Annotated in this window: 20 protein-coding genes and 1 pseudogene; 10 read left to right on the top strand and 11 right to left on the bottom strand. The window is 33.8% G+C overall.

Annotated features, from left to right (window positions below; translation table 11 throughout):
• The 8 genes and pseudogenes from AACU98_RS13835 to AACU98_RS13800 all read right to left on the bottom strand — a co-directional run.
• Positions 1 to 310: pseudogene (locus AACU98_RS13835) on the bottom strand (type III secretion protein); the annotation flags it as partial.
• Positions 291 to 752, bottom strand: coding sequence for a hypothetical protein (locus AACU98_RS13830; protein WP_004245836.1), 462 nt, complete (start codon positions 750 to 752; stop codon positions 291 to 293). The gene AACU98_RS13830 and the pseudogene AACU98_RS13835, both read right to left, overlap by 20 nt.
• Positions 736 to 2,034 carry a type III secretion system ATPase SctN gene (sctN, locus tag AACU98_RS13825; RefSeq protein ID WP_004245837.1) on the bottom strand — a complete coding sequence of 433 codons (1,299 nt, stop codon included), beginning with the start codon at positions 2,032 to 2,034 and terminating at the stop codon, positions 736 to 738. Before sctN ends, AACU98_RS13830 begins: the two co-directional genes overlap by 17 nt.
• A 3-nt stretch (positions 2,035 to 2,037) precedes the next feature.
• Complete coding sequence (locus AACU98_RS13820) at positions 2,038 to 2,451, bottom strand: InvB/SpaK family type III secretion system chaperone (RefSeq protein ID WP_004245838.1); 414 nt, start codon at positions 2,449 to 2,451, stop codon at positions 2,038 to 2,040.
• Between the two features lie 8 nt (positions 2,452 to 2,459).
• Positions 2,460 to 4,559, bottom strand: coding sequence for an EscV/YscV/HrcV family type III secretion system export apparatus protein (locus tag AACU98_RS13815; protein WP_004245839.1), 2,100 nt, complete (start codon positions 4,557 to 4,559; stop codon positions 2,460 to 2,462).
• A gap of 26 nt (positions 4,560 to 4,585) precedes the next feature.
• Positions 4,586 to 5,662, bottom strand: coding sequence for a type III secretion system gatekeeper subunit SctW (gene sctW / locus AACU98_RS13810; RefSeq protein WP_004245840.1), 1,077 nt, complete (start codon positions 5,660 to 5,662; stop codon positions 4,586 to 4,588).
• Between the two features lie 4 nt (positions 5,663 to 5,666).
• Positions 5,667 to 7,382, bottom strand: a complete 1,716-nt coding sequence (sctC, locus tag AACU98_RS13805; protein ID WP_049207836.1) for a type III secretion system outer membrane ring subunit SctC — start codon at positions 7,380 to 7,382, stop codon at positions 5,667 to 5,669.
• The gene (locus tag AACU98_RS13800; protein WP_004245842.1) at positions 7,366 to 8,121 is read right to left on the bottom strand and encodes a helix-turn-helix domain-containing protein; all 756 of its coding nucleotides are present in this window, start codon (positions 8,119 to 8,121) and stop codon (positions 7,366 to 7,368) included. Before AACU98_RS13800 ends, sctC begins: the two co-directional genes overlap by 17 nt.
• A gap of 289 nt (positions 8,122 to 8,410) precedes the next feature.
• Here AACU98_RS13800 and AACU98_RS13795 point away from each other — a divergent pair, with 289 nt between their 5' ends.
• Genes AACU98_RS13795 through AACU98_RS13765 form a run of 7 tightly spaced genes read left to right on the top strand, consistent with a single transcriptional unit; the run spans position 8,411 to position 12,504 of the window.
• The gene (locus AACU98_RS13795; RefSeq protein WP_049207839.1) at positions 8,411 to 9,484 is read left to right on the top strand and encodes a hypothetical protein; all 1,074 of its coding nucleotides are present in this window, start codon (positions 8,411 to 8,413) and stop codon (positions 9,482 to 9,484) included.
• A 49-nt stretch (positions 9,485 to 9,533) separates the two neighbouring features.
• Entirely contained in the window at positions 9,534 to 9,788 is a 255-nt protein-coding gene (sctF, locus tag AACU98_RS13790) for a type III secretion system needle filament subunit SctF (RefSeq protein WP_004245844.1), read from the top strand.
• Positions 9,789 to 9,811: 23 nt separating this feature from the next.
• Positions 9,812 to 10,090 carry a type III secretion system inner rod subunit SctI gene (gene sctI, locus AACU98_RS13785; protein WP_004245846.1) on the top strand — a complete coding sequence of 93 codons (279 nt, stop codon included), beginning with the start codon at positions 9,812 to 9,814 and terminating at the stop codon, positions 10,088 to 10,090.
• A gap of 2 nt (positions 10,091 to 10,092) precedes the next feature.
• Entirely contained in the window at positions 10,093 to 10,845 is a 753-nt protein-coding gene (gene sctJ, locus AACU98_RS13780) for a type III secretion system inner membrane ring lipoprotein SctJ (protein ID WP_017628504.1), read from the top strand.
• On the top strand, positions 10,838 to 11,410 hold the full coding sequence (locus tag AACU98_RS13775; RefSeq protein WP_161734925.1) for a type III secretion protein: 573 nt from the start codon (positions 10,838 to 10,840) through the stop codon (positions 11,408 to 11,410). Before sctJ ends, AACU98_RS13775 begins: the two co-directional genes overlap by 8 nt.
• Entirely contained in the window at positions 11,391 to 12,083 is a 693-nt protein-coding gene (locus AACU98_RS13770; protein ID WP_049201362.1) for a hypothetical protein, read from the top strand. Before AACU98_RS13775 ends, AACU98_RS13770 begins: the two co-directional genes overlap by 20 nt.
• The gene (locus AACU98_RS13765) at positions 12,073 to 12,504 is read left to right on the top strand and encodes a hypothetical protein (RefSeq protein WP_161734922.1); all 432 of its coding nucleotides are present in this window, start codon (positions 12,073 to 12,075) and stop codon (positions 12,502 to 12,504) included. Before AACU98_RS13770 ends, AACU98_RS13765 begins: the two co-directional genes overlap by 11 nt.
• Here AACU98_RS13765 and soxR read toward each other — a convergent pair whose 3' ends face one another.
• Complete coding sequence (gene soxR / locus AACU98_RS13760; RefSeq protein WP_161734919.1) at positions 12,505 to 12,954, bottom strand: redox-sensitive transcriptional activator SoxR; 450 nt, start codon at positions 12,952 to 12,954, stop codon at positions 12,505 to 12,507. It abuts the gene before it with no gap.
• A gap of 125 nt (positions 12,955 to 13,079) precedes the next feature.
• Here soxR and AACU98_RS13755 point away from each other — a divergent pair, with 125 nt between their 5' ends.
• Genes AACU98_RS13755 through AACU98_RS13745 form a run of 3 tightly spaced genes read left to right on the top strand, consistent with a single transcriptional unit; the run spans position 13,080 to position 17,744 of the window.
• Positions 13,080 to 13,502 carry a DoxX family protein gene (locus tag AACU98_RS13755; RefSeq protein WP_004245852.1) on the top strand — a complete coding sequence of 141 codons (423 nt, stop codon included), beginning with the start codon at positions 13,080 to 13,082 and terminating at the stop codon, positions 13,500 to 13,502.
• A 45-nt stretch (positions 13,503 to 13,547) separates the two neighbouring features.
• Positions 13,548 to 14,654, top strand: a complete 1,107-nt coding sequence (locus AACU98_RS13750) for an efflux RND transporter periplasmic adaptor subunit (RefSeq protein WP_004249194.1) — start codon at positions 13,548 to 13,550, stop codon at positions 14,652 to 14,654.
• A 12-nt stretch (positions 14,655 to 14,666) separates the two neighbouring features.
• On the top strand, positions 14,667 to 17,744 hold the full coding sequence (locus tag AACU98_RS13745; protein ID WP_161734916.1) for a MexW/MexI family multidrug efflux RND transporter permease subunit: 3,078 nt from the start codon (positions 14,667 to 14,669) through the stop codon (positions 17,742 to 17,744).
• 63 nt (positions 17,745 to 17,807) lie between these two features.
• Here the strand turns inward: AACU98_RS13745 and AACU98_RS13740 are convergent, their stop codons facing one another.
• Together AACU98_RS13740 and AACU98_RS13735 are read right to left on the bottom strand one after the other, a co-directional pair.
• Positions 17,808 to 18,962: a protein-tyrosine phosphatase family protein gene (locus tag AACU98_RS13740; RefSeq protein WP_161734913.1), complete on the bottom strand. Its 1,155-nt coding sequence runs from the start codon at positions 18,960 to 18,962 to the stop codon at positions 17,808 to 17,810.
• Positions 18,963 to 19,168: 206 nt separating this feature from the next.
• Entirely contained in the window at positions 19,169 to 19,495 is a 327-nt protein-coding gene (locus AACU98_RS13735; RefSeq protein ID WP_004245856.1) for a DMT family transporter, read from the bottom strand.
• Positions 19,496 to 19,547: the final 52 nt, after the last annotated feature.

Below are 19,547 nucleotides of genomic sequence, written 5' to 3'. Positions count from 1 at the left end.
AAGATATTTTTTTAGTTTTAGAACCACCAGATGATAATAAATACCGATGACTTAATAGCAAACCTTCATAATTTTCTGGCATTTTATCTTCCTGAAGATCTTGCTCATCGTTATGACTGGCAATATTGTCTTTTAAACTCGCTATTTTTTTAAGTATATCTAATTTCTCTGCTAATTTTTTTATACTTTCAGGTGTAAGCTGACATTTATTCAAATACCTATTTACGCTATAAGACTCAGTTGGAATATCACTTTCCGTTTTTTCACTAGATAGCGTCATCTTATTTGAGTTAGATATTCCCTGAACCATATAATGCTATCTCCTGTATTTCATTCTGCTCTAACCTTTCAATATATAGCTCTTTCTCTAATGCTTTTCTTTCAAAATAAAGTGTCATTTTATTTTGTTTTTTGACGGCCTTTTGTCGTTGTTTTTTTAGCGCCTCACTCTGTTTTTCTAAATCATTCAGTTTATCCTTTATTTCTTCAACTTGAGCGACATAAAAATTTATTGAATGTAAAACAATAGCTTGCTTCCTTCTTTGTTGATGAAACGAATGAATTGAATAAATACCGGCTTTTTCATAAGCGGGTACTTCACTCTTTAAAGCACTAATTAATTGCTCTTGCTCTTTTTTCTTCTGTTCAGCTTCTGTAATAAGTTTTTTATATTTTAATTGTTCTTTTTCTATTTTTTTTTGCCGTTGGGCAATGGCACTAATCAATGCTTGATGCTTAAGCGGTAATCTCATACATTTGTTCTAATGTTTGTTGAAAATCGGCTTTTTCTTTAAAGGATTGAGTAAGAAAGCTTTCTATCTTGGCTTGTTTTCTTACCGCGATATCATTTAATTCGTTATCTCCTTCATGATATTCTCCTAACTCTTGCAATAACTTAACATCTTGTAATCGCATCAATATTTGTCTTATTTTTAAAGCAGATTTTTGTTGTTTACTATCAGTGACTTGTTGAAAAACCCGACTCACACTACCTAATACATCAATAGCAGGATAGTGCCCTGATGCTGCTATTTTTCGAGATAAATAAATATGTCCATCTAAAATAGAACGAATTTCTTCACCGATCGCATCTGGCTCATCATCACTCTCTAATAAAACAGTATAAAATGCCGTAATGGAGCCTGTTTTTGTTACCCCTGGACGCTCTAAAATAGCGGGAAGTTTATCAAATACAGATGCTGGATATCCTTTACGTACGGGCAACTCACCCGCTGTTAATGCGATATCCCTTAACGCTCGACAATAACGAGTCATAGAATCAATAAATAAAACGACATTTTTTCCTTGTTGACGAAAATATTCGGCAACCGTTGTTGCCACTAAAGCCGCATTACACCTTTCTACCGCTGATTGTTCTGAAGTTGAGCAAATTAAAACCGTATTTTCACATCGCTTATGTTGCTTTAATTCTTCAATAAACTCTGTAACTTCTCTTCCTCGTTCACCAATCAAGCCAATAACAAAAACATCTGCCTGTGCAAAACGGATAATCATATTCATTAACATCGTTTTACCCGTTCCTGCACTAGCAAAAATCCCCATTCGTTGCCCCAATCCACAACTTAATAATCCATCAATAGCACGTATACCTGACTTAAATAGTGTTGTAATAGGCAGCCTATCACTAAACAAAGGTGGCCGACCTTCGATAGGACATAAGGTACTAAAGGTCTTCTCTGCTATTTCTGTATTAAATCGTAATAAGCAATTCCCTTTACTATCAATCATGCTGCCTAATATATGTGGGCCTAGGGCAACTGAAAATGTTTTTCCTGTTGGCTCAACTATAATTTGTAAAGAGTAACCTTGAGCGCTTCCCATCATACTTAATATTGCTATGTTATTATGAAACCCAATAACAATAGCTTCACCGAGAATATTTTCACTGAAAATATTCTCTTTTAGTTGGCAGACCTCCCCAATAAAAACATCACGTAACATCACTTCTAAAATATTTCCTTGTATTCGTAAAGGATGCGCTGCGTTATGAAACATTAGAAATCTGGCGTTCATTATTTAGCCAATAAACCGTTGATGTATACTATTCATAATTTGAAAATAGTCATCAATGGCTCTTGCCATGCTTTCTCCATTTTGCAATGCAATTGGCATAAATGATGCTCTTAATTCTAAAGAGTCCTCAATTCTCACCAAGGCCGGTTGTCCAGGGTAAAAACTTTCTGTTTGATTATTGATGCTATCTAATAATAATTCGGCACTAATTTGTGTAAGTAATTTTTCATCATAATCACAAAGCACCGACCAAATCATAGGAACCTCGTCAACAACCAATAAATTAATATCTGGCATATCACCTAAACTAATGGTAATGGTTGAATGGTTATCGATTGATTTCCCCCCTGAAAATAAATCATTCCGACCAATAACATTCATTGCATCCATAAGTAAGCTAGCAAGATCAAAAGACATAATCACTCCTAAATAGATTGTAATACATTAATTTCAATATCAGATGTTATCTCATCATAAGATAATACCGGTATTTGAGGATATTGAGTTTCTATTAGTTTTTTTACAAAACGCCTTATATCTATTGATGTTAAAAATATATAATCCTGAATATATTTAATATCATCAATAACCATAGATATTTTTTCTATTATCATATCTAATTCAGCAGGTTCTAAATTCAATAATGTGCCAGAAGAACTTTGTCTTATTCCACTACGAATTATCTCTTCCATATCGTTAGATAAGATAATTGCATTAAACTTCCCATCGGTTGAAAAAAAATAACTAATATAACGAGCAAGAAGCGTTCTAATGTGTTCAGTAAGTAGCACGGGATCTTTTTCTTTGCTCCCCCATTGAACTAAGCCCCCTATAATAGTCTTTATGTTTCTAATAGGAATTTTTTCTTGTACTAATCGTTGCAAAACATCATTTATCCTCTGAATAGAAACTTGCCTATAACACTCTTTTAAAAGCTCAGGGGCACTCTTTTCTAATTTATCAAGGATATCTTTTGTTTCTTGAATACCAAGAAACTCTGTAATATTTAATGTGATCAGATCAGAGAATTTTCTATAAAAGTAACTTTCTGAACGTTCCGCTTTGTAACCTAATGGCGCTAATTTAGATTCATCATCACGCTCAATCCAATAATGGGTTTTATTATCATCTTCAATACTTATTAAGTTAAAGCCTAAAGAGAGCAATTCATCATTAGGATTTTCTATATGAAAAAGAGGAAAAGGACAATTAAGTTCTTTTGCTTTAACTTCGTTAATTAAAATAATAATTTTATCGTCATCTATTTTATCTGAATAGTGAATCACAATATCTGGTAATAATATACCATATTGTAAAATAAATTCTTTTTGTAGCCATTTTTCAAAAACTATTTTTGTTAAATATGGTTTTTTCTTAGTAGAAAGAGTGATGATTAATGGCAAAGTTTCAGCTTGTGATAAGGTAATATTTTCTGTTAATAAACTATTATCTACTTCTTCCCCATGTTTACCAGAAAATAAATTTGACATAAGTCCTTTTTTACTGTCGACATTAGTAGCATTAAGATTATCTTTTTCATCTTCTTTTTTATATTCTTTTTTACTATTCTTCCATTTTATTTTAAAAAAGTAGACGCCAAGCATTGCAGATAAAATAAGAAAAACAGGTGTGGGAAATCCTGGTAAAAAACCGATACCAAAAGCCAAAATAGCTGTAACAAGCAAAGCAAAATCTTGTGCCAATAGCTCATTCATAATGCTATAGCCCAAATTATTATTTTCACCACCGACACGTGTTACAATAAATCCGGCACTAATAGAGATAAGTAAAGCAGGAATTTGTGCAACTAATCCATCCCCTATCGTTAAAAGTGTATATGTATGTAATGCCTCTGTAATAGATAACCCCATTTGAGCCATACCTACCGATATGCCACCAATTAAGTTCACGAAGATAATGACAATGCCGGCTATCGCATCCCCTTTTATAAATTTCATGGCACCATCGAATGAACCATATAATTGACTCTCTTGTCCTAACTCTTTCCTTCTGATCTGAACTTCTTCATTCGTAATGATCCCTGATTTTAAATCAGCATCAATACTCATTTGTTTTCCAGGCATACCATCCAAAGAGAAACGAGCCGCGACCTCCGCTACTCGTTCAGATCCTTTAGTAATCACGAGAAATTGCACTATGGTCACAATGGAAAAGACAACAAAACCTACAACAAGATTTTCACCAATGACAAACTCACCAAATGAGGTAATGATCTCTCCTGCATCTGCATCTAATAATATAAGACGGCTAGTGCTTATTGATAAAGCAAGCCGGAAAAGAGTTGTTATAAGCAATAATGCAGGAAATGTCATAAAGTTCAGTATACGTTTAATATAAAATGAACTCATAAAGATAAGAATTGCAATAGTAATATTTAAACCTATAAGAAAGTCGACCAAATAAGTTGGCAAAGGTATAATTAACATCATTATAACCAGTATCATCACTGATAGTACGATAAGTTCTGGTTTGTTTTTTATTGCTAATAGAAACTTATAAATCATAAACTTTGCCAATAATTAATTGTTTTTTATTTTCTTAATTGATATTGCTCTTGCTTAATATAATTATCTATAATTTTTTGTATCATTATTTGGCATTCATTTCTAAAATCATCAGATAAGTATAATAATTCAGGATATTTATTGAACATTGTCTTTAACTGTTGTAGCAACCTCATTTTTATTTTAATAAAATAACCTTTCCATTGATTATCCATAAGTGATATTAAATATTTTTCCATTTGTTCTGGAGATATCATTCCATTAATAGTTAGTTGATAAAAATCATCTTCTTTTATAAAACTCTTTAAATCTTCTTTAACTAAATTTTCTATATTCATTTCTATAAAGCTATATAATAATCGTAATTTATTTACCTTTTCCAAAAGATAACCAAACTCTGAACTTTGGGAGCAACTTGGCATTAACGATTTCATATCACAAATCAAGCTCTGTGTTAGAAAATTCAAAATAATTGAACATTTTTTTATATCATATTTTTCTATCCACATTTTGAAAAAATAAATAGGTTCAATATCCAGAATAATGTAACTACGGTAAAGGTCTCTTAATACTGATGCATCTAAACAAAGTAATTTAGCAAAGGCTTTAGCTTGGAGAGCAATATTAATGCCTGCCTTAATTTGCTTACCCTCCTCACCTGCAAGTAACCTATTGATCTCATTTTCAATACCTGCATCTAATTGTGCACCTAATTTTTTTTTCCTAAGTAATTCTCGTAAAACCATAACGAGATCACTAGGATCAGGGAACATTTTACGTAAATATTGCAATAATTCCTGTAAACTTCTCCCCGATTTTCTAAATTGAAGCATCACCTTATCAAGTTTCTCATCAGCACCATCTTCTGCAATATATAAAGCTTCTTGCCCTTTATTGGCTTTTTTGTCTAATAATTTTCCTAATCGCTGAGAAAAAAGAGTTGCCACCATAGACATATCATCAGATATTTCTATTAATTGATTTTGATAATTTTCACTTTCGTTTATTTGTGGTTGCTTATATTCTATGTCTTGCTGACTTTCTTTACTAATACTGTTGCTGGCACCATTTGTCGAAGTTGCAGTATTAATTGGTCCGATCATAATATCACCTCATAAATGCCTGAATTTGTTTTAGCGCTTGAGATGTTTTTTTATCCATCGGTAAAAATGGGTGTTCAGTTAAAGAGTCCAATCCGTGCGTATCAGTTTTATCTAATAAACGCGGTTGTAACATAAAAATACGCACCATTTTTTTATTATTATCTGACTGATAGCTAAATGCTCGGCCAACTAAAGGTATAGCACTTAAAAAAGGAATTTTGTTTTCTGCTTTTATGTTATCTTCTCGTGTATATCCACCAATTAATAAACTACCGCCTTCAGAAACTCGGGCCACGGTGCTGATATTTGTGCGATTAATAACAGGTAATTTTTCAATCCCTTCTTCTCTATCTTCATCATCACTTTTTTTCTCGGCGCCATCTTCAAGATTGATAATCATCTCAATCTCTTGGTTAGTATTACTAATACGAGGCAATACACTGATCATAGTGCCGAATGTTGTAGATTCTAATGAAGCAACTCGCTCACCTTTAATTTGTGTATAAAAGGTGGTGTTATTATCAAATATGGCGGGGGTATTTTCTTGAGTTAACAAAATAGGACGAGAAACCATTTTAGCTTCCCCTTCCTCACTGAGTGCTTTGATTTTACTTAAAAAACTAAAACCAGATACAGCACTTAAACTAGCGGTATTAAAGAAAAATGTATTTTTACCCGAGCCATAACTCCCCTGCCAATTCACCCCCAAACTATCGGCTTTACTTTTAGAAATATCAATTATCCATAATGACATTTCAACTTGTCTTTTCGGTTTATCTAATTGTGAAATAAGTGAGCTAACTAAAGCTAAACCTTCTCGACTCGTTTTAACCAACAGGCTATTTGATCCAGGTAAAGGAACGAGTTCAACATTATATTTGCCCATTTGAGTGATAATCGGTGAATGAGTATCTTGTATATCGTTGGTAATTTTATCATCCTGATATTTATCATTATCTTCGATAATCTCACGCGCTCTTCTGACTGTTTTTTCTTTCTCTCCCGATGGCATAAATAGCTGTTGCAAAACCGTTGTTATACCAGGTAAAACCACTTTTTCATCACGTAATATATAGGTTCTATCTTGTACAAAAGTGTTTTTTAATGGAAATATCTGCACAAACTCATCGCCATAACGAGAGCTTCCGGTTGGAACTTGATTATTGATATTTTCATTAATTTGTTCTTGTACATCATTATCCAAAAGCTCAGCAGCAGCCTTAACTAAGCTAATATAAATAGGAGGACCTGAGAGATAAAAAGTACGCTGATCGTGACCTGCACGTAATGGGTAGCGGAGATCATATAATCCAACATCTTGTAGATACTCTTTCAGTTTACTCAAGCTGATATTTTTCACTTGAAATAGCTGTTGCTGTATCTCATTATCGCGATAAATATAAATAGATTCTCCGTCATTAAAATAAAGTAATGACAAACGCTTTACCATTAATTCAAAGGCGTCTTCAGGTGAAGAAATATCAAATTTTCCACTGATCCGCTCTTTTTTTACTGCGCTGCTTAGAATAAAAGGTTTATTTAATTTATCTGATAGCACTAGGAAAAACTGTTCAATATGTGTATTTACCGCAACAAAAACATCAGGTTTTTTAACCTGATGTGTATAAATAACCTTTCCTTCTGCAGCTTGTGTTGGCAAAAAGAAGCTATAAAAAATGATAATTCCAATGATACAGTAAATTTTATTTTTTATGTTCATAAAGATATTGGCCAATTCGCCGAAATTCAGTTGGTGTAATACCAAATAATGTCTTAATTTCATTAGAAAAATGAGATGCTGAACTAAAACCATTATCGACTGCAATCTGAGTCAATGATTCATCTGTTGATAGCGTTGTCAAAATAGAAGATGCCGCACGCCATGAACGTAATTGACTTTTACCACAATTACCTAAATAACGTTTACACAGCCGTCTAAAATGTGTCCCTGATACACCATATCGTTCACCTATTTGTGCAATATTGCTTTTTTTCTCATCCAAATAACTAATCAGATGTAATATAAGCCAGTAACTTTCACTGTGTCTTATAGTCACAAAAAGAGGTTCTAATTGGCTTTCATCTTTCAGTGCCTCATTAATAATCAGATGTTCTAATGTTCCACTCCCCTCTTTTATATAAAAAATTTGTTGATTAATATCAAAATTAGTGCCAACTGCTGTCATTTTTGAAAAATCTCTAGCATAATCAATAAATGCCAATAATCTGGCACAAATAAAAAATGATCTCTTTTCAATACGCCATGACTGATTTTCTGATTGAAAAATAACATTTTCATTTTTTGAATTATAAATAAAAGCCTTTCCCTTTATAATTTTAGTCGTTTTATCATCGTATATTCTTATTGGATATTCATCATTTAAAGGAATGCACATGAATAATAAATTCCCTGATAAAATATTTTTATCGCCACTTATTTTTATATCATTTATTAACATGGTAAATACCTCAGCCTATACTTATAATCTATTAAAGGTTCAAAAAAACAAACTATTTTTCAAAATGTTATTATAGCCATCATTTATAGAACACTATAATAATATAGCCTAGAATTAACTTTAAAAATAAATAACAATTCTCATTGATTATTATTAAAAAAACAACAGTAATATATCAACATTTATTTTCAAATAAAACACCTATGTTTTTTTAAAGAATTTCATTGTTTATATAACTAAAATATATTTATAACATGAATTAATTAACATTTATTATTGGGTTAACTCTATGCTGTATTATATTTATGTTCTCAGTGGTCCTTTAAAAGGGATAATAACGCCTTTGCTACCTAATCAATACTCATTAATTCTACATAGTAAAGAACATATTGAAAATAAAATAGAAAATGAGAAATTAACACTTTACATTCCTTGCAACAAGAAAGAACATGAAAAGATAATTACGATTATGCTTGATGAGCATAATACAAAAAATAATAAATATAAAATAGAAGATGGTTTAATTTCTAAAGAAATTAGCAAAGAACTACCATTAGAACTAGATAAGCCTATATATATCAATAATTTTCCTATTTTCTTAATTAGTCATAAAGATGATTTGTCTATAACATCTTTTGATTTAAATTCAAAAAAATGGACATTTAATAGAAAAATCATTGTATCATTTATATTTGTTATTGCATTTTTTATAGTATCATTTACTTTTATGGATGTATCAAAACCATTAGAAAATAAACCAAAGGAATTGGCTTTTAAAAGTTCATATTCAAATGAATTCAAAGGAGAAAATGGTTATTTATGTATTTACACTGAACCTTACTCTTCTAAAAATTTAATAAAAGATAGTGATTCAAAAACAAAAATTTCATTTTTGAACAAAGAAAAAATTATCAAATTAGCAACTAATAATAAAATTCACGTTACTTTAAAAGACAACACTAAACCTATAGTGAGTTTTTTTTATTATAATAAAAATGAAAAGCTAAAAATCATTCAAGCCATCAATGACAATTTTCCCAAAAATTGTCAGCCAATCATAAAAGAATTATCAATTGCTAAAATTGTTGAAGAGATAAACAAGCTAAATTTCACTAAAACAATAGGATATACTATTGAAGAAAAAAATAACGGCTTAATTTTTATCTTTGATGATAAGCTAAGCGTAAATGACAAAGAAAAATTTAATGCTTATATAAAAAAACAGGCAGCTTTTTTTGGAAGAAAATTTATTTTTTATCGTGAAAATAAAGTTAATATCAACTTGAAAAATAAAGCAATGCTACAAGAAGATAATGGATATATTTTTCTTGATAATCAGCATCGTTATTTTCCTCAAGGATAATCAAGCTATGATGAGTAACATAACAAATTTAAGCACAAAGGAGTAATTTATGGCTGCGAGTCTTGTTCAAACAGATGTAAGTTCAATTAACAAAGTTGACCAATATTTTCATAAACCTGTAAGAACCCAAAGTAATAATTTATCAAAAGCTTTAGAAGCATTAAAAGCTGATACATCTAATGCCGCGGCATTAGCCGAATATCAAGCCAAACTTGCCGAATATAATATTACACGTAATGCCCAATCTACATCAATCAAAGTCATTAAAGATCTAGCAATGAGTATTATTGGTAATATGCGTTAACATCAGTTTTACGGAGGTTATGTATGGCTATTGCACCTATTATTCCCGTTAATTTAACCAAAGAACTACAAGATACAAGTGATGATAGTTTATCGACTATCATGGTAAATGGCATTATTAGTAGTATGCAATATGAAAAAAAGATACAAGAAAAGTTAACAACATTAAGCCAATTAGGTGATGCCCAAAGTTATACGAATTTACAAATAGAACTTAGCGATTATTCAATTACGATGAGCTTAGCGAGTACGTTAGCAAGAAAATCTCTCAATATTGTGGAAACACTACTTAAGGCTCAATAGTAATGAATAGACGGTATTTGTTATTACTATTTTTATGTTGCTTACTTCCTTTATTAAACGGTTGTAAGGATCAATCACTGCTCACTAATTTAAGTCAAAGGCAAGCAACTGAAATTCAAGCGGTGTTACAGAAACACCAAATAACAAGTACTCGTACTGCGTTAGGAAAAGGATTATTTGAGATCTCTGTTAAAAAGGAAAATATAGGGATTGCTATTCAAATATTAGAAGAATATCAATTACCAACAATTTCTCGTATTGAAATTACACAATTATTTCCATCAGATGCATTAGTTTCATCGCCTCAAGCTGAAAAAGCACGTTTAATTTCAGCCATTGAGCAACGGTTAGAACAATCATTATTAACCATTGATCATCTTATTGATGCGAGAGTACATGTCAGTTATCCACTATCATCAAATGATCGTATAACGCCAACACCTCATGCTTCTGCTTTAGTTTTCTATGAAGATGGCATGATAGATAGTGATCAGCTAAGTGACGATGTTCGCGCTTTTATCCATAATGCTTTTAATGATATGGATGAGAGTAATATTACTGTTTTATTATATCCACGGAATATCAATAAATTTACGATATTAAATAATCAACTTCACCAAGATAATACGACATCATTGAGTAACTCTTGGTTACTCATAGGGTTATCAGTAATTAGTTTAATTATAATAATTGTGGTCATATTGATTATTTATCGTCGTAAACAAGTCAATAAAATGGTAAGCGAGAATGAGTAATCTGACTGCTGAACAATTTAAATTGATCTCTAATGTAATGTATGAACCGTTAAGTTATATCCATTCAGACTACGATGTATTAGCATCGCCAGAAGAAAATACCCTATGGCAAAAAATAGCTAATCGTCATTTAATTGGGCAATATCAACTTATACTGCATATTGATTGTGAGATTGATACTACCGTAGAAAAAATATTTACTCATTGGCACACTCTTCCTCGTTGTGCTTTATTTTTAGGTTATTTTTATTCTCGTCATACGCTATTAGCACAAAATTATTATCATTTAGAACCTGCATTAAAAGCCTTTTTAGCTCTCTATCCTATGTTAAATAGGACTGTCGATAGCAAAATATTACTGTCACTAAAAGATATTGCCCCCATAGATATTGGCTATCAATTACTATTTAATTTTATTAAGTTAATATCGAATGCACTAGCTCAACGTTTTAAATTACTTTTTTCACCAAAATCTTTATCAATTAATACTGAATTTCCTAAATCACTTGTTTTATCTCCTACACTTTTTTTACTGGTATTAAATTATGCTACGCTTGTTACCTGATAACCTTTTAAAATATACCTGTGAAGGTGTATTAATACGAGCTCACTATATACGACAGCTCGATAATATTCATAAAACAACATTAGCGACCAAGCAGGCAGCAAAAAAAATGCTGCATCACTTTAATCATAAACTAGATAAACTTCGTAATAAGATAGCTAACGAAGCTTATGCTAAAGGATTACAGGTTTTATTAGCTGATATAATAAGATTCTCAATTGAATATCAAGAAAAATTTGCACAATATGAATTTCAGCAACGAGAACAACTCGTCGCAACGATCGGGGAATTCTTAGATTCACCTGAAATACAAGTTAAACTCACTGAATATCTGATGTCATCAGTTCCTCTTGAGCAAAAAGTAACACTCGATATTCCCACAACACTACAGCGCTATTTTGAGAGTGAACTCGACAATAGCAATATTAAGTTAAACTGCCATAGCAACAAGACCATTGCTATTCATACCGGTGATCAAATTACTTTTTTTGATCCTGCCATATTTCTCAACGATCTAAGAACACAATTTCATCGGCCTTTTTCTGAAACTTATCAACCGATTTTTGAGCAAAACATCAAACAACTGCTATTAAACTTTATCAATACATTTACCCCCTCAGACGATCTTTCTTCAAGAAAGCCAATTTTAAACGAGGATAACAATGAAAATTGATCCTTTCCGCGCACAGCAGGTATATAACTCTCCTTCGACTTTATCTAGTGCTAACAATATTTCGAGAAAAGGATCAGATCCTCTTATCGAAAATTTGAAACTGACTTTTTATCAAGATTTAAGCAAGGCGGATCTTAGCCATGCTAATGATATTCTTACTTTATTAGACCAATTTGATGTCAAAGATGGAGGTAATCAAACGTTAAAAGAGAAGCGACAAATAGCCTTATTAGTTTATGCACACCAACAAAGTGAATTAGAGCATCATGAAAATAAAAACTTAATTAATCAAGCACTAATTTCACGGCTCTCTTATCAAGGTTTTTACCATCAAGTCACCCAAGAATTATTAGGTATGATCGATAACAATGATGAATTCGAAGGTTTTTTTAAGCCTGATAGGGTGACATTTTCATTGTGATCATAACATTTGAGCACCAGCTCCTTTTTCCCCTAAAATATCATCAGGGTTACGCAATGGACAATCATTTAAAGATAGGCATCCGCAGCCAATACAGTGATCAAGTCCATTACGTAAACGCTTAAGACGTCGAATACGCTCATCGAGTCGTATTTTCCAATCTGTTGATATTTCATGCCATTGTTCTGCAGTTAATTTACTATTTGGTGGATATTTTCCTAATATTTCCTGAATTTCTTTTAATGGAATACCTGTGCTCTGCGCTGCTTTAATAATTGCTACATAACGAAGTACCACTGACGGGTAACGGCGCTGATTTCCAGAGCTTCGAGAGCTTTTTATCAATCCTTTTTCTTCATAAAAATGCAGTGTAGAAATCGCAACACCACTACGTTTTGCCACTTCGCCAACTGTGAGTGCTCGATTAAAATCTATTTTCTCTTTACTCATTTGCTACCTTTTTTATTTTTCACTTGACCTCAAGTTAACTTGAGGTTTTATAGTCCTGTCCCAATACAAAGTCAAGTCAGCCAATTGCCTGATTTTATTTTTTTAAGTTTATTGAGGACTGATACATGCCTAACTCAATTGCACGTATTCTTGAAAGCCAAACATTATGGATTGTCGCAAGAGTGCTAATTCTATTGTTATTTTTATCATCGGGTTTTGCCAAGGTATTTGATTATGAGAATAGTTTGGCAGAGATGCGTGCAGCAGGGTTAAACCCTGATTGGTTTTTTAATCTCGCCAGCGCCATTGTTTTATTCGCCGGATCGATTTTAGTCCTTTTTGATCGTTACCTATGGTTAGGTGCTGGCGCATTAGCCACTTTCTTATTTTTAACCATTGTGATTGTACATACGTTTTGGAATATGACCGGCGATAAAGCGATGTTATCCATGTATTTTGCGATAGAGCATACCTCTGTGATTGGAGGACTAATGGCAACCGCAATGGCTAGCCACTTCAGAGCATTATGGAAAAAATTCAACTCATAACACCCTAAAAATAGATAAAAACTTCACTATGGGATCGGCGGTAAAATGAATAAGAAATTGACGTTAACTTTATGTGCCTCACTATTTTTATTAAGTGCAGGGGCAATGGTTTATGCAACAATGGGATCTGATGAAGATGAAACACAGCCATTTGCTTATCCACCAACAAAAGTGGCATTAGCAACCGCGCAATCTGCTGAATTACCTAATACCATGCATGGTGTTGGAGAATTGGAAGCCGCTAGACAAGTCTATTTAGCGGCAGAAACAAATGGGCGCATCGCCACGATCCACTTTGCATCAGGACAAACCGTCACCGCGGGACAAATCTTAGTAAAATTAAATGATGAGCCAGAGCAAGCGGAATTATTACGCTTACAAGCACAACTAACTAATGCAGAAAAACTTTATTCAAGAACTCGCCAACTTTATAGTAAAAATGTGGCTGCAGCAGCACAATTAGATAGTACGTTATCAGAGCGCGATATGATTGTAGCCTCTATCCGTGAAGTGAAAGCGCGCATTGCACAAAAAACAATTAAAGCTCCCTTTGATGGTATTGTCGGCATAAAACTCGTGCATGAAGGACAGTATCTAAATGCTGGGGAACGTGTTGCCTCATTAGTGGATGCAAGCCACTTAAAACTTAACTTTTCACTCGATGAGCAAGTGGCGCCACAGCTTTCAACTCATCAACCTATTAATATTGCAGTTGATGCTTATCCTAATCAAACATTTACCGGCTCACTTAATGCCATAGACCCTCTTATTGGCCCTTCTCGCACTGTGCAAGTACAAGCCATTTTACCGAATACCGATAACAAATTAAAAGCGGGCATGTTTGCTCGTGTTCAAGTTACCTCCCCTACTCGTCATCAGGCATTAACCGTACCAGAGACAGCGGTTACTTATACTGCCTATGGGGATACCGTGTTTGTAGCGCAATCTGACAATCAAAAAAACCTTATCGCTAAGCGTGTCTCTGTGAAAGTTGGATTGCGCTACAACGGCCTTATCGAGATCAAAGAAGGCTTAAATCAGGGAGATCAAGTTGTTACCTCAGGGCAAATCAAACTTAGTGATGGCACCTCAATAGCCCCCATAGAGCAAGATACGTTAACACTGGCCCAATCTACTACTCGTCAACCATAACAGGAGTGTTTCATGAAATTCACTGATATTTTTGTGCGACGACCTGTTTTAGCGTTAGTAGTTAGCACCTTGATTTTTTTACTGGGCGCATTTGCGTTCAGTAAACTACCTATTCGCCAATACCCCATGTTACAAAACTCAACGATTACCATTGCAACAGACTACCCTGGCGCATCGTCTGAACTGATGCAAGGTTTTGTGACTCAGCCTATTACGCAAGCCGTTTCCTCGGTGGAAGGCGTTGATTATATTTCTTCATCTTCAGTACAAGGAAAAAGTTTTGTCACGGTAAGAATGGAGTTAAATCGCGATCCGACACAAGCATTAACGCAAGTGATGGCCAAGGTCAATCAAGTACGTTATAAATTGCCAGAACAAGCTTATGATCCTGTGATTGAACTTTCTTCTGGTGAATCAACCGCAGTCGCTTATGTTGGCTTTTCCAGTGAGCAAATTTCTATTCCAGAATTAACTGACTATCTATCTCGTGTGGTTGAACCGATGTTTTCCTCCATTAATGGGGTCGCCAAAGTACAAGTCTTTGGCGGACAACAACTGGCCATGCGCGTATGGCTAGATACTGATAAATTAGCGGGGCGAAACTTAACTGCTAGTGATGTCGCTGATGCCATTCGCCGTAATAATTACCAAGCAGCTCCCGGGAAGGTCGAAGGTGAGTTTGTTATTGCGAATGTTTATGTCAATACCGATTTAACCAATGTGGAAGAATTTAAAGATATGGTGATCCACAATGATGGCCATAATCTTATACGTCTACGTGATATTGGCACCGTCGAGCTAGGTGCGGCTGCTACTGAAACCAGTGGCATCATGAATGGCAAAAAAGCCGTCTTCTTAGGCCTATTTCCAACACCAACAGGTAACCCGTTAATCATTGTTGATGGTATTCGCGAAAACCTTACTGATATAGAAAAAACACTCCCACCAGATGTAAATGTGGAGCTGGCCTTTGAAACTTCACGTTTTATTAAAGCTTCTATTGATCAGGTGGTGCAAACATTAATTGAAGCCATTTTAATTGTTATTGCTGTTATTTATCTCTGCTTAGGCTCATTACGTTCTGTAATTATTCCTGTGCTTGCTATCCCTTTATCTATGTTGGGGGCAGCCGGATTAATGTTGGCATTTGGTTTTAGTATTAATTTGCTTACTTTACTAGCAATGGTTTTAGCCATTGGATTAGTTGTCGATGATGCGATAGTGGTGGTTGAAAACGTACATCGTCATATTGAAGAGGGATTATCACCAGTGCAGGCCGCATTAGTGGGGGCACGAGAGGTCGCGGGGCCGGTTATTGCCATGACCATCACTTTAGCCGCCGTTTACGCGCCAATCGGTCTCATGTCAGGATTAACAGGTGCACTGTTTAAAGAATTTGCCATAACGCTTGCTGGTAGCGTCATTGTATCGGGTATTGTGGCATTAACCTTATCTCCGGTCATGAGCTCATTAATGCTCAAACCGAAAGAAAATGAAGGCAGGATGGCTAAAATAGCCGAATATACCTTTGATAAATTGGCATATTACTATAGCTATTTGCTTAATTTTTCTTTAACTCATCGCTGGTTAACCGTCGTTTTCGCCTTCGCCGTGTTTGTTAGCTTGCCGTTTTTATATAGCCAGACAAAACAAGAGTTAGCACCTTTAGAAGATCAAGCGAGCGTTTTAACCGCGGTAAAAGCACCACAACATGCAAATCTTGCCTATGCGGAACATTTCAATCAGAAACTTGATGATATTTATATGAGCCTACCAGAAACAGACAGCACATGGATCATCAATGGTACTGATGGCCCTTCAGCAAGCTTTGGTGGGATTAATTTTGATGGTTGGAAAGGTCGTGATCGTAATGCCAATCAAATTCAGGCAGACCTACAAAATCGTGTTGCGGATGTTGAAGGAAGCAGTATTTTTGCTTTTCAATTAGCATCATTACCTGGCTCTGTCGGCGGATTACCGGTCCAAATGGTGTTACGTAGCCCATTAGGTTATCCCGTTTTATTTGACACGATGGAAGAGATCAAACAGCAAGCACGAGAAAGTGGTCTATTTGTCGTAGTGGATAGTGATCTTGATTACAACAACCCTGTTGTACAGATCACTATTGATCGTGCCAAAGCCAATACCCTTGGTATTCGCATGCAAGATATTGGCGAATCACTATCCTTATTAGTGGGTGAACACTATATCAATCGCTTTGGTATGGATGGTCGCTCTTATGATGTGATCCCCCAAAGTATACGTCAACAACGTTTAACTCCGGCAGCACTTGCAGGGCACTATATTCGTACTCAAGATAACCTGTTAATTCCATTATCAACCGTGGTCAATATTACCACTCAAGTTGAACCCAATAAATTAACGCAATTTAATCAACAAAATGCCGCTATATTTCAAGCTATTCCGGCACCGGGTGTCACCATGGGGCAAGCTGTTGCGTTTCTTGAAAATGTGGCAAATTCCTTACCCGCTGGCTTTAGCCATGATTGGCAATCTGATGCTCGCCAATTTACCCAAGAAGGAAATACCTTAGTCTTTGCGTTTATTGCCGCCCTTATCATTATTTATTTGGTATTAGCCGCACAATATGAAAGCTTGGTTGATCCATTGATTATTTTGATTACGGTACCACTCTCAATTTGTGGTGCATTAGTGCCATTAGCTTTAGGTATGGTGACATTAAATATCTACACTCAAATTGGTTTAGTCACCTTGATAGGACTTATCAGTAAGCACGGTATTTTAATGGTGGAGTTCGCTAATGAATTGCAAGTTCATAAAAATCTAAATCGACGTGAGGCGATTGTTGAAGCAGCAAAAATCCGCTTACGCCCTGTCTTAATGACTACGGCAGCAATGGTTATCGGGCTTATTCCTCTGCTATTTGCCAGTGGTGCTGGAGCGAATAGTCGCTATGGATTAGGGTTGATTATTGTATCAGGTATGTTAGTTGGCACGCTATTTACGCTGTTTGTATTACCCACAATGTACAGCTTCTTAGCACGAAACCATCAAGTCAGCGCTCAGACTGAGCGTCAAAAACAATTACAGCAAATCAGTGTGCAATAAAAATAACAAGCGCTAATGTCGTAAAATCCATCCCCATTGTAAATACAATGGGGATGGTTATAGTTATTTTTTGAATAAATATTGTTTTATTTTAATATGATCATTGACTAAAGGAATGTTATTATTTATTGCAAACTTAATCAGCTCATCAACTTGTGATTTCCTTTTAAGTACCTCCCTACTGCGATTTTTCCTTAAGTAAACGAGAATACTTTCTAAGCTTTTTGTTTTTGTATTTCCTGCCTCTATCATTTTCATCATCTCCATTAAAGCAATAAACTCCCCTGTTCTTCCTAATCCCGCAAGACAATGGACAGCTATATTTTCTTTTGTTGGGTTTATTGTTAATTCTTTGCCAATCAAATCAATTGTATTTTTTAATTTTGTCGCATCTATTGCTGTATGATCTTCCCAATTATAAATATGTACAAAGTTTATATCTTTATTTTCATCACAACCTTTTTTAGTTAATTTATTAGTATATACTTTGCAATCTAAACTTCTTTCATTTCCTAAAATTTCATTATCTCCATTCTTATTATCTACAATTTTATATCCCCCATTGTTATCTTTTATTTTAAAAAAACTGAAATCCCACCTATTAACGTGACGAGATTTTATATTATCTGAATAAAAATCCTCTCTAAAGTATTTAAACCCTTTCTGCTGAGGATTGCTTTTATCATATTCAATATCAGGTTTTGAGAAGTCCCATTCAATATCCTTATTCGAGGCTAAAACATAAACTGTCTTTATATCATTATCAAATAACATATTAAAATAATGTTTTAAACTCTCTTTATCATTAAGAGGATATTGGCTTGCAATAGTCGTATAAGGAGAGTTCTTAACACTCACATTATTAGTAGGTAATAATACCCCATTAGATTCTATTAAAGTTTTTTTACAATATCGTATTCTATATCTAGAATTAGGTACACATTGATAGTTATTTTCATTATATTGAGGTGAGTTTGCAACATAATATAATTTGTTAAGAACTTCTGTAGATACTAATCTTTTGATATTATTTACGTTATTGATATTTTGTCGCATATAGAGAACAGGTGCTTTTTTTTCAGATAAAATTTCTGTATGCCATATAGCACTACTATTCTTAACACTACTGACATTAAGATTTCCCGTGGTATCTTTTATTCCTAAAGCATTTTTTACGCTATTAAATTTTGTACTTATATAAGAAACTATTTTTGGCATATATCACCCTTTTATAACTTAATTTTACATAACCGTCTCCCAACTTTATATTGATAAAAACTTTAAAATATAAAAAAAACATCTTTTCTCACTCATGTTTATTTTAAGAAATGAATATAAGTGAATATAAAAATGCCGATATTTTTGAATAACATATCGGCATTTAAAATTAAAAGACAATTTAGTCTCTTGTTTATAAACTTATCTTACATCGTTGAAAAGGTATTCATAATTATCCCACCAGAGATAATCAATGCCATTGAGAATATAGCGGGTAGATCGGGTTTTTGTTTATATAAAATCATGGCAACTAATGTTACCCCAACAATACCAAATCCACACCACAAGGAATATGCCACACCAACAGGGATATAGCCCATTGCACGTGTTAAAGCGAAATAGCAAATACAGTAAGCGGCAATCACTAAAACAGAGGGAGCTAATTTACTAAAACCATTGGTCTTTTTAATCATTGAAGTGCCCGTGATTTCAGAACCAATAGACAGCGCCAGCCATAAGAATCCGGTAAACATAATGGTTATCCTTATTTATTTTAATAAAGTACTTATTTATTAAAAAATAGTT

Origin of the sequence: Proteus sp. G4380 (assembly GCF_963885725.1) — a bacterium.
GTDB classification, from domain to species: domain Bacteria; phylum Pseudomonadota; class Gammaproteobacteria; order Enterobacterales; family Enterobacteriaceae; genus Proteus; species Proteus mirabilis.
Note: the sequence above shows the minus strand (reverse complement) of the source record. Positions and strands in the feature narration are given on the sequence as shown.